This is a genomic window from Pseudoalteromonas sp. 2CM41L (genome assembly GCF_023161905.1).
Lineage (GTDB): Bacteria > Pseudomonadota > Gammaproteobacteria > Enterobacterales > Alteromonadaceae > Pseudoalteromonas > Pseudoalteromonas atlantica.
In genome coordinates, this window is the sequence record NZ_JALNTN010000014.1 from 1 (window position 1) to 12,118 (window position 12,118).

Annotated in this window: 9 protein-coding genes; 8 read left to right on the forward strand and 1 reads right to left on the reverse strand. The window is 41.0% G+C overall.

The features are described from left to right. Positions 1–152 precede the first annotated feature (152 nt). The gene (locus MTF64_RS14955; RefSeq protein WP_055252793.1) at positions 153–3,593 is read right to left on the reverse strand and encodes a PAS-domain containing protein; all 3,441 of its coding nucleotides are present in this window, start codon (positions 3,591–3,593) and stop codon (positions 153–155) included. Between the two features lie 392 nt (positions 3,594–3,985). On the opposite strand from MTF64_RS14955, the gene MTF64_RS14960 reads away from it, so the two are divergent. The 8 genes from MTF64_RS14960 (at position 3,986) to epd (ending at position 12,068) form a co-directional block, all read left to right on the forward strand. After that, entirely contained in the window at positions 3,986–4,249 is a 264-nt protein-coding gene (locus MTF64_RS14960) for a DUF4212 domain-containing protein (RefSeq protein WP_004586074.1), read from the forward strand. A 10-nt stretch (positions 4,250–4,259) separates the two neighbouring features. Continuing rightward, on the forward strand, positions 4,260–5,984 hold the full coding sequence (locus MTF64_RS14965) for a sodium:solute symporter family protein (protein ID WP_004586075.1): 1,725 nt from the start codon (positions 4,260–4,262) through the stop codon (positions 5,982–5,984). A gap of 113 nt (positions 5,985–6,097) precedes the next feature. Beyond that, positions 6,098–7,936 carry a DUF294 nucleotidyltransferase-like domain-containing protein gene (locus tag MTF64_RS14970; RefSeq protein ID WP_248451845.1) on the forward strand — a complete coding sequence of 613 codons (1,839 nt, stop codon included), beginning with the start codon at positions 6,098–6,100 and terminating at the stop codon, positions 7,934–7,936. Between the two features lie 15 nt (positions 7,937–7,951). Next, positions 7,952–8,575, forward strand: coding sequence for a 3'-5' exonuclease (locus MTF64_RS14975; RefSeq protein ID WP_248451847.1), 624 nt, complete (start codon positions 7,952–7,954; stop codon positions 8,573–8,575). A 58-nt stretch (positions 8,576–8,633) separates the two neighbouring features. Then, positions 8,634–9,326, forward strand: coding sequence for a hypothetical protein (locus tag MTF64_RS14980; protein ID WP_029773917.1), 693 nt, complete (start codon positions 8,634–8,636; stop codon positions 9,324–9,326). Between the two features lie 82 nt (positions 9,327–9,408). Then, positions 9,409–10,137 carry an SIMPL domain-containing protein gene (locus tag MTF64_RS14985; RefSeq protein WP_248451849.1) on the forward strand — a complete coding sequence of 243 codons (729 nt, stop codon included), beginning with the start codon at positions 9,409–9,411 and terminating at the stop codon, positions 10,135–10,137. 79 nt (positions 10,138–10,216) lie between these two features. After that, positions 10,217–10,879, forward strand: a complete 663-nt coding sequence (locus MTF64_RS14990; protein ID WP_024033194.1) for a peroxiredoxin-like family protein — start codon at positions 10,217–10,219, stop codon at positions 10,877–10,879. A gap of 178 nt (positions 10,880–11,057) precedes the next feature. Next, positions 11,058–12,068, forward strand: coding sequence for an erythrose-4-phosphate dehydrogenase (gene epd, locus MTF64_RS14995; RefSeq protein WP_029773914.1), 1,011 nt, complete (start codon positions 11,058–11,060; stop codon positions 12,066–12,068). Positions 12,069–12,118 lie beyond the last annotated feature (50 nt).

The following is a 12,118-nucleotide window of genomic DNA, read 5'->3' on the forward strand; positions in this document are numbered from 1 at the left end:
ATGTATAATCTCGCTGAGTACGCTTAACGTCTTTAGTTTTAGTGGTTTTCATAAAATAAGTCCTAAATGTGTAAACAGATTTCAGGACAAGACAGTTAAGCACATAAATAAGCCCAGCTAATGCTGGGCTTATTTTTGCTGCTAATTAGCTATTACGTGCTGTGATTAAGTAAAGCTTTAAGCTTACCCGGCTTAATAGGCTTACTTAAATAATGAATATTAGCCGCTTTGGTTTCTTGTTTAAGCTCGGTGTCGCGTACGGCGGTTATAAGTATGGCGGGCACTTCGCTTTGCCATGTATCACGCAGTGTTTTTATAAGCGAAATACCATCGCAATCATTACCTAATTGGTAATCCATTAAAATTACATCGGGCGCTGCGTGCTGTTTAGCGTGCGCGAGTACTTTATTTACATCGTCAAACAAGGTGTAATTGGCTTGCCATTTTTTAAGTAAACTGGCCATTGCTGCTAGGTTTTCGGGGTCATCGTCTACCGCGACTATGTTAATCGCGGCGCGGTTTTCTACTAAGCTGCTGGCCGTTGCTTTTTGTTGTACAAACTGCGCATCTCCATAGGGTACTTCAATACTAAAGCGGCTTCCTTTTCCGGGCTCTGAGTGCACATCAAGCTCTAAGCTAAGTAAATCGGCCATACGTTTTACCACGCCAAGCCCTAAACCAACGCCTTTGTTATCACCAGCTTCTATACGGTAAAAGTCGTTAAATATTTTAGCTTGTTCTATTTGGCTAATACCTGGGCCGGTGTCCCATACTTCTATACGTAAATTGTGTTTACGGTTTCTGCACGCTATTAATACTCGCCCTGTTTCGGTGTATTTAACCGCATTAGACACCAAGTTTTGTATAATTCGGCGCAAGTAGGTAATGTCGCTATGCACAATTTGTGCGTTTGAACGCACGGTTAGTTTTAAGCCTTTATCGCTTGATAAAATAGCGTACTCACTTTGCAGTGGCATAAGTATATCGTTTATACAAAAGTGCCGTGGAGTTGGGGTCATTGCGCCTTGCTCTAACTTGGCAATTTCTAGTAAGGCCGACATTAAATGCACGGTTGAGTCTAAACTGTGGCCAAGCTTATTAAAGCTATTTTGGTTAGTTGTATCAAGCTGCTTTTCATCAATGGCTGCAAGGTATAAACGCGCCGCGTTAAGAGGCTGTAAAATATCGTGGCTAGCCAGTGCTAAAAATCGCGTTTTACTGTCGTTGGCTTGCTCTGCTTCGCGCTTGGCTAAAGTAAGTGCTTGCTCTGTTTTTACTCGGCTATCTATTTGTGCTTGTAAATCTTTATTAATGGTTTGCACTTCTTGGGTTCGCGCTTCAATGCGGTTTTCAAGATCCATGTTAATTTCTTCAAGCGCATTTTGCGTACTTATATGGTTTGTAATGTCTGAAAAACTCGTTACAAAGCCGCCATCGGGCAGGGGGTTACCTATCATTTCGTACACTTGGCCATTACGGCGGTGGCGAATAAAGTGATGCGAGCTACCATTTTTTAAATGCTGAACGCGTTTTTCTACTTGGCGCTCTATTTCGCCTGGGCCACATTCACCGCGTACTGCGTTGTACCTTATTATATCTTCAATGGGTTGCCCCACTTCTAAAAAGCCGTCAGGGTAGCCAAACATTTGGCTGTAGCGCTTATTCCATGCCACCAGTTTTAAATCTTTATCGACCACCGAAATACCATGGCTTAAGTTTTCGAGCGAGGTATACAGCAGGTTTTGGTTAAACTGCAATGCTTGTGTGGTTTCGTCAAAAAAGTTAACCACCTCTTCAAAGGCCATACGTTTACCCGATGAAACCGTACGTATTAGCGCCTGCGCCGAAGACGCCCCTAACACCCCAGTTAACGCACGCTCGCAGTAGGCTATAAATTCGGGCTCGGGGTGGGCATTATTGTCACTTAGCTGGTGCGAAAGTGAAAAGTGCGCCAGTACTTGTTGGCTACGCTGAATACCTAAAAAGGTTTGCAGCAGTATTTTAAAGTCGTAAACCGTGGCTTTAACATTTTTGTTTAAGCGGCGCGATAAAATAGCCTGATCTTTAGGGTTAACAAATGCAGCGGCCTGAATTTTATCTATCAAGCGCTCTTCTGCCCCTAACGAAAAGCTAATATAACAACCAATGTTAGCAAATAAGGCAATCAGAGTGCCGCGTGTAATAAGGGTTTGCTGAAGCTCGCTATCAAGGGCACTGCCGGCATCTAAAATTGGCATCATTAAAAATAATACCCAACAAATAAAACCCGCTAATAGCCCCGCATATACACCATAAGCATGGCCTTTTCGCCAGTAAAGCCCGCCCACAATAGCCGGGAGCAGCTGCGTTACTAACGAAAATGCCACCAGCCCCATACTGGCCAGCGCACTACCATGGCCAAACCATTGCTGATAAAAATAAGCTAATATAAGTATGCCGGCTATGGTAAAGCGCCTAACTAATAAAATTTGCGATTTATAACTGCTGGTAATTAAGTTGCGCTTAAATTTACGGCGTAGCATAAGCGGCAGCACTACATCGTTAGAGATCATGGTGCTAAGCGTAAGTGTGGCCACCACTATCATAGCGGTGGCTGCAGAAAGCCCGCCAATAAATACAAAGGTACTTAAAAAAGCTTGGTCGTGAATAAGCGGTAGCGCTAATACAAAGCTGTCGGGTGAAAAACTGCTACCAATACTTGGGTGAATTGCGGCAGTAGCAATAGGAATTATCATCGCGGCGGTGAGTAATAAATACAGCGGAAAAGCCCAGCGAGCAGTAAATAAATGGCGTTTGTCTTGGTTATCTACCACGGTGACATGAAATTGTCGTGGTAAACAAATTATGGCCGCGGCAGCCATAAGTGACTGGCCAATAAAGTTAAAACTAAAAAAGTTAAAGTTGCCCCAGTGTTGCCAAATCGACTCTGTGACTTTGTCGCCGCTAAGGGTGGGTAAATTAAATAAGGTGTACAAGGCTAAGCCAGCGACGGCAATAAGCGCAATGAGCTTTATCATAGACTCAAAGGCGACTGCTAGCATAAGCCCAGAGCGGTACTCGGTAACATCTACCTTACGGGTACCAAAAAATATTGCAAACAGCGCCATAATTAACGTGGCGGTGAGGGTAAGCATTTCGCCAGATATTTGATTGCTGTTTTGCAAAAGCAAAAAGCTAGTACTGAGTGCTTTTAACTGCAGCGCAATATAGGGAATGGTAGCAAGTAGGGCAATAACAGTGACCAGTATTGCACTGGTTTGACGTTTACCGTAGCGGGCAGAAATAAAATCGGCAATGGTGGTAATGTTTTGTTTTTTACTTACTAATACCAGTTTGCGTAAAAAGCCTTGGCCAAAAAAGAACAACAATGAAGGCCCCAATAAAATGGGTAAATAGCTCCAACTACTGGTGGCGGCGGTACCAACCGAACCATAGTACGTCCACGAGGTACAATAAATCCCTAACGATAACGAATACACAAAAGGATGATGGCTAATCCGTTTAGCAAGTGGTGTTGTTTTATCGCCCCAATTAGCAAGCCAAAACAGCACCCCAATGTAGCCTAATGCTACAAAAATCAGTACAGCAGTCATGTTGTTATTAAACCTTATTATTTATACCCACACACAATACCAGAGATAACTTTAAGTGTGCGTGCACAATTTGATGCAAAATATTAACGTTGTTTTTATTGTATTGATTTTAAATGATTATTTATATTGTTGATGATTTATTAGACTAATGTCGCATTTTTACACAAAGCCACTTAAATTTTGCCATTAACGCGCTTTGTTAAAAGCTAACCTACTGAAAATTATGTGTAATTGTATTTTTAAATACAATTACATTTGCACTTTACGTAAACGTTAACAGGCTGTTACGACTATGGTCTCACTTCACTCTTCACGCCGCGTTGCTAAATTAATAACCGACTATAAAAAAACCACTCATTGCAATTATGCAATGCTTAAAGGGGAAAATAAAAATGGCTTTTAAAGATGAAGAACAAGCAAAAGCTTATTGGGCAGAAAACATTTCACTACTGTTTAAGTTACTAGCAGTGTGGTTTGTGGTCTCATTTGGCTTTGGCATATTACTGGTAGATGTACTGAATGAAGTACGTTTTTTTGGGTTTAAACTTGGCTTCTGGTTTTCACAACAGGGCGCTATTTACACCTTTGTAGCTTTGATTTTTGTTTACGTTTTCAAAATGAACACGTTAGATAAAAAATACGGCGTAGACGAATAGGAGCTAGGTAATGGATGTTCAAACACTCACATTTATAATTGTTGGTTTAAGTTTTGCGCTTTATATCGGCATTGCAATTTGGGCGCGTGCAGGCTCTACAAATGAGTTTTACGTGGCAGGGGGCGGCGTACCTCCGCTTGCCAATGGTATGGCAACCGCAGCCGATTGGATGAGCGCAGCGTCGTTTATTTCAATGGCGGGTATTATTTCGTTTGCAGGTTACGATGGCGGTGTTTACTTAATGGGGTGGACTGGCGGCTATGTATTACTCGCTATGTGTTTAGCGCCTTACTTACGTAAATTTGGCAAATTCACTGTACCTGACTTTATAGGCGATCGTTACTACTCACAAACAGCACGTGTTGTTGCTATTTTGTGTGCCATCTTTATTTGTTTTACTTACATTGCTGGACAAATGCGTGGCGTAGGCGTGGTATTTTCGCGCTTTTTAGAAGTAGAAATTGAAACCGGTGTTTACATTGGAATGGTGATTGTATTCTTTTATGCGGTACTTGGCGGCATGAAAGGCATTACCTACACGCAAGTAGCGCAGTACTGTGTGCTTGTGTTTGCCTACCTTGTGCCCGCTATCTTTATTTCAATGATGATGACAGGCCACTTCTTCCCGCAAACCGGCTTTGGTGCCACATTGAGTGATGGCTCAGGCATGTATGTACTTGATAAGCTAGACGGGTTAAGCGCAGAGCTGGGCTTTGCACAATACACCGAAGGCTCTAAAAGCATGATTGACGTATTTGCTATTACCGGCGCTTTAATGGTGGGTACTGCTGGTTTACCGCATGTAATTGTTCGCTTTTTCACTGTACCACGCGTTAAAGATACCCGTATTTCAGCAGCGTGGACATTGGTATTTATTGCTATTGTTTACACTACTGCACCGGCGGTTGCCTCGTTTGCACGCGTAAACATGATTGACACCATTAACGGTAAAGATGGTAGCGGTACAGAGTACGCTCAAGCACCAGCGTGGATCAAAAACTGGGAACGCACGGGCTTAATTACCTTTAATGATAAAAACGGCGACGGCAAAATGTTTTACACCGCCGGCAAGGTAGAAGACCCAACAAGCGCAAACGAAGTAAAAGTAGACCGCGATATTATGGTACTGGCTAACCCTGAAATTGCTGATTTACCAGCATGGGTAATCGCATTAGTAGCGGCCGGTGGTATTGCTGCTGCGCTTTCAACCACAGCAGGGCTATTGCTGGTTATTTCAACATCAGTGTCGCACGATTTACTTAAACGAACCCTTAAACCCGACATAAGCGATAAACAAGAGCTACTAGCTGCACGGTTAGCTGCGATGATTGCCATTGTTATATCGGCTTACTTTGGGATTAACCCGCCTGGGTTTGTTGCATCGGTGGTCGCCTTTGCCTTTGGTTTAGCGGCGGCGAGTTTCTTCCCAGCAATTATTATGGGGATATTCTCTAAAACAATGAATAAAGAAGGTGCAATTGCTGGCATGGTAACCGGTATAGGCTTTACCGCGGCGTATATTATCTTCTTTAAATTTGTAAGCCCTGAGCTTAATAGTCCAGAAAATTGGTTCTTAGGTATTTCGCCCGAAGGAATTGGCTTAGTGGGGATGATAATAAACTTTGTGGTTGCTGCAACCGTACTTAAATTAACAAAATCGACACCGCTTGAAATACAACAAATGGTGGAAGGTATTCGTAATCCTAAAGGGTCAGGTGAAGCACACGCACATTAATGCGCTAAGCCTACTTAAAAATAAAGCACCAAAAGCCCGACTTTAGTCGGGCTTTTTATTTGTTCAAATAATGAGTACATTAGGTTTTGTGTATACTTTTTAAGAGTACAGCAATGAGTGTAGAGCAGCAGGAAGTTGCCCAGTTTGTGTGTATGCAGGCGCCATTTAGCATGCTACACGACAGTGCGTGTGAGTATTTTGTAAGCCATATTGATAGTGTTTATTTAACCCGAGAAAACCAAGCGCAGTGGCTGCAAACGCAAACCCCAAAGCTTTTTTTAATTCGCTCCGGTTTATACGACCTAGTGGATGCAAAAGGTGATGTAGTAAAGCGTTTAGCGCAGGGGGATTACTTTGGTTATCCTTCTTTGTTAACCGGAGAGGCGATTCAAAATAGGTTACAGGTACAAAAAGAGGGCATAGTGTATATGCTTGCGCAAACGCATTTTGACTTTTTACGTCATCAGTACAAACCGTTTGAGCAATATTTTGTACGCGCGCACGCCAATCGTTTACTTTCATCACATTATAAAAGTAAAAACGATAGCTGGTCTGAGCGCAGAATATCTGAGCTGATGACCCGCACCGCCATAACCTTAGCCCCCGATGCCAGTATTAGGCAAACCGCTAAAAAAATGAAAAAACACGGTGTATCGTCAATTATGATCACCGAACACGCCATTTTAGTTGGCGTAGTGACCGACCGCGATTTACGCAACCGTGTACTGGCCGATGAAGTCGATCCACAAGATGCGGTTAGCAGCATAATGAGTGCAAAGCCTAAATTTATATTTGAAAACAATCGGGTGTTTTCTGCTTTGCATTTAATGCTTAAATACAATATTCATCATTTACCTGTACTTGATGAAAACCATAAGCCTTTGGGTATGCTTACCAGTACCGATTTACTGCGCCAGCAAAAAAGCGACCCTGTGCAGCTTATTGGCCGCATTTATAAAGCCCACAGTATTGCCGATTTAAAACGTTATGCGGGCGAAATCCCTGAGTTACTGCGTAGTTTTTCGTACAACATAGAAGACATATCGCTAATTGGTAAATTGCTCAGCGGCTTAACCGATGCACTTACTTCGCGTCTTATTCATTTATTTCAAGAAGAAAATGGCGCAGCGCCCACCAGTTTTTGCTTTATATGTTTTGGCTCGCAAGCACGCGAAGAGCAAACCCTGCATTCAGATCAAGACAATGGCTTATTACTCCCAGATGATTTAAGCGAGCAACACCAAGCTTACTTTAAACACATGGGGGAGTTTGTATGTGAGCAGTTAGTAGAGTGCGGCATTAGGCGTTGCCCGGGGAATATTATGGCCAGTAGCGATGAGTGCAGAATGAGTGTAAGCCAGTGGTGCGAGCGCTTTTTTAAATGGATAAAAAGCCCAACCCCAAGTGCCATGCTTAACTGCAAAATATTTTTTGATTTGCGCTTTATAGAAGGCTCCAATGCCCTATACAGCGGCTTTTGCGAGCAGCTAAATAGAATATCGCGCGATGAGTTGTTTTATGCTGCTATGGCAACCGACATAAGAGCCAGTTCAGTGCCTATTGGCTTGTTTAATAAACTTAAAACGCAAAAAAATGATAATAATCATAAATACATTGATTTAAAAAAACATGGTGTGGTGATCATTAACGACATAGTGCGTTTATATGCGTTAAAAGCCGGAATAAAACGCGCCAATACCCAAGAGCGTTTAGATGCTTTACTTAAGCATTCACTGCTAAATAAAGACGATATTTATAATTTAAAAGATTGCTGGCGATTTTTAACTCAGTTGCGTTTTAGTACGCAAATAAACGAAGAAGGTTTGCCAAGTAACTGCATAAACCCTGATAAATTAAGTTCATTAGAGCGCCATCAGCTTAAAGAGGCTTTTTATTTAGTAAAACAAGCGCAGCAAGCCGCGGCGTTTAAATTTGCCCGTGGCAGTTTGTAATAAGAGGTAAGCGCTGTGGTAAAAAAATGGCTCAGTAAGTATATAAAAAGGCGTAATCTTTTAAGTCAAAATGCGTTAACGCAACGCTATTTAGTGATTGATTTAGAGCTTACTGGGCTTGATGTAAACCAGCATGAAATTGTCTCGGTAGCCTGGGTAAAAATAGATAATCAATGTATAAAAATGAGTGAGTCTCAGCATTTAATTAATAAAAACGTTAAACGCTTAGACCAAAGCCCTGTTTTTCACGGCATTATTGACGACACCGTTGCTAAAGGACAAAGCCTGCACACTATATTAACGCAGCTAAGCCGTGATTTTAGTGACCATATTTTGGTTTTTCATAACGCCATACTGGATTGGGGGTTTTTAAAAGCAGCCCTTAAAGGTTCCAATATAAACGCACAACCTAAGTTGATACTCGACACCCTCCACATAGAAAAAAAGCGCCTTATTTGCCAAGGTGCAGAAATAAAACAAGATGATTTAACCCTAAGTGCGTGTCGCAAACGTTATGAGTTACCAAGCTATCATTGTCATAACGCACTTACAGACGCACAGGCCACCGCCGAATTATTACTAGCCCAGTGCTACCAAATAAACCGTGGGAAGGAGTTGCAGTTGAGGTCAATAATTTAACAAAGCTACAGCATTTACTTATTATTTTGTTAAGATAAGAATTTTAAAAGGATTTATTATGGTAATTGAAGCCGCCAGTAAGTATTACAACCAGTTAAACAATGACCTTAAAGCAGTTAAAAAGTACATTCACAATAATTTTGGTGTGTTTCTTACTATTCTTTACTTACTGGGTAGTTTATCAGGCGTTGTGTATCTTTACGTTTTACTTAATAACTTCTCGGTTGATATATTCAATTTCATTGAAATAAGTGACTTTTTACTGGCACTGATTTCAAATTTTTTACTTATTACTCTTTATACTACGATCATCGTTTTAACAGCTATTTATTTAAATTGGCGCTCAGGACACATGCCAGATCCTAGTAAAACAACCGTGTTAAAAAAACTTTATTATGGCTTTGGTTACCCGTTCTATTTATTAAAACCTAGTTACTCATTAATGTTATTTTTAGCACTTATAATATCTACATACCCTACTATGTTGGCGCATTCACACAGTAAAGATATAATAAATGAAAGAACAATGAATTATCACTTGTCATTAAATTATCCAATTGCTCAGAGTAAAGTAACTCAACTTCAAAATGTTCAAATAGTAGCCTCAACAATGCGGAATTTATTTGTTTATGATAATAAACAAGATGAGTTACTTATTATTTCACAAGAAAATATCTCAGCTTTGATACCTAATCTACACCAAGAAAAAACGATTAAGCCAAAGTCAAAAGCTGCATCAAGCACACAGTAATTAAACATTCGCTGAAACACGATTGGCTGCTATTTATTAGTATGGACGCATAACCAAGCATGGCACTTATTCAGGACAAATTATGAGACTCATTACCACTATTCTTCTAACCTTATTCCCTGTGATCGCTTTTGCTAATTCGAGCTTACCTGCCAATCGTCATATCTCAGTGCAAGGCACTGCTGAGGTATTAGTTGAGCCTGACATGGCTAAAATACTATTTAAGGTGAGTAGTGTTAAAAATGAGCCGAAATCAGCCAATAACGCGCTTGAGAATAAAGTGAAGTTATTAATCGATGGGCTCAATCAATTTGAAATAAGCGCCGATGACGTAGTTGCTTCAAATGTTAAAATTGAAAAAACAGGGATGGATTATATTGAAACAGGGCATCAAGCCCTTAGCGAATACGCAGCGATAAGAACGTTTGAAGTAACGCTAAACAGTATTGAGCGTGTGAGCGATTTAACCGATTTTTTATTGAACCAAGAAATAAATGGCATTCAAAATATTGCGTTTTTATCTTCAAAATCTGAGCAATTACAAGCGCAAGCCACACAGTTAGCAATTGAAGATGCGAAAATAAAAGCGGATTTACTTGCTGATTCATTCAATGCAAAAGTAGGTGAAGTACGCACTATTCGCTCAACTAAAAACAACTATGACAGTGGTTTTAGTACAGCCATAACCAAGATGCACAGGGCGCAGCATGATAATAACTCTTTTCCTCAAATACGTAGTAACGATTTACAGGCAACAATAAGCTTTAAATCATCCATAAACGTGGTGTTTGATTTAGAGATAACTGATTAAATTAATAATTTCATTTCAAATACATGTTCGTACTGTAAGCTAGTTTTATGTTTTTGATTAATTTGAAGGTAGCAGTATTATGAGCGATGAAAGCAACACGTTAAAAGCACAAACCGAGGCAAAAGTAGCAGCAGGGCGAAAAGGTAACCCTGATTTTATGAAAGGCGTTGATGAAACCATTGCTCAGGCAAAAGCGTTTCAAGAAGGGGCAAATGCACTTAATTTAGATCAAAATGCCCCACGCTTTGAACTGCCTAACCAGCACGCTGAGCAAGTTTTATTAGATGAGCTACTTGCAAAAGGGCCTGTGGTTATAACTTTTTATCGTGGTAGTTGGTGCCCTTATTGTAATTTACAGCTAAAAGCATTGCAGTCACGCCTACCTGAAATTCACGCATTAGGCGCACAGCTGGTGGCTATTAGCCCACAAGCGCCCGATGGCTCAATGAGCGAAAACGACATACGTAATATGGATTTTGTTGTGCTGAGTGACCAAAATGCAGATGTAGCAGCAAGCTATGGCGTAGCGTGGCAAGTACCTGCATTTTTATTAGATCATATGCGCGAAGACCGCGGCCTTGATTTAGAGTCGCTTAATAACGGCAACGGCAGTATTTTACCTATCCCTGCCACGTTTGTTTTAGATAGCGAAGGTAAAGTGACGTGGCGCTATGTCGATGTTGATTACCGCACCCGCTCAGAGCCGCAAGATATAATTAATGCTTTAAAAGCACTACAGTAAGCACTCAAGCAAGCTCGCTTTATGTCCAAAAGTAGCCAAGTAAATTAGCTACTTTTGGGTTAATTTAAAGTTTCTAATCGCTCCCTCTTATAATAATGTTCAAGGTCGATTACAATACAGCCATCTAAAAGGCATCGATGCCTTTGTCTGCACGTAAAGAGAGTGGATTTTATATTTCATGGCAATCAAACTTGCAATTAATGGTTTTGGTCGTATTGGTCGAAATATTGTCCGCGCGTTGTACGAGTCAGGTTTGAGCGACGAGATAAAAATTGTTGCGATTAACGAACTTGCTGACCCTGAAGCTATTGCTCATTTATTAAAATACGACACGTCCCACGGTCGTTTTTCTTTTCCTGTAAAACTTGGTGAAGACACCATTAGTGTTGCAGGCGATACCATTGCACTATTTTGTGAAGAAAACCCAGTAGAATTGCCTTGGCAAACCCTTGATGTAGATGTAGTACTTGAATGTACCGGTGTTTATCACTCGCGCGAGCATGCACAATTACACATTACCGCGGGTGCTAAAAAGGTGTTGTTTTCGCACCCAGCTGATAACGATGTAGACGCCACCATTGTTTATGGCATTAACGATGATGAGCTCAAACACGAGCACACTATTGTATCTAACGGCTCGTGTACTACAAACTGTGTGGTGCCTGTTATTAAAGTGCTAGATGATGCGTTTGGCATTGAATCGGGTGCTATTACCACTATTCACGCGTCGATGAACGATCAACAAGTGATTGATGCGTACCATCATGATTTACGTCGTACCCGCGCTGCGAGTCAGTCTATTATTCCGGTTGATACAAAATTAGCACGAGGAATAGACCGCATTTTACCCAAATTTGAAGGGCGCTTTGAAGCCATTGCGGTTCGCGTGCCGACAATTAACGTAACGGCAATGGACTTAAGTGTTACAGTAAATGCCGATGTAGATTTAAAGGCGGTAAATACGGCACTTAAAGCCCAAGCAAAAGACCGCTTAGAAGGTATTTTAAGTTACACCGAAGAGCCATTGGTATCGGTTGATTTTAATCACGACCCACATTCTTGTATTATTGATGGCACGCAGACACGTGTTAGTCACAAACGCCTGATAAAGTTACTTGTTTGGTGTGATAACGAATGGGGTTTTGCCAATCGCATGCTAGATACAGCACGTGCGATGATGGCTAAGTAAGCATTTTATAATAATTTTAAAATTTATTTTTCAGGTTCAAGTATCGTTAA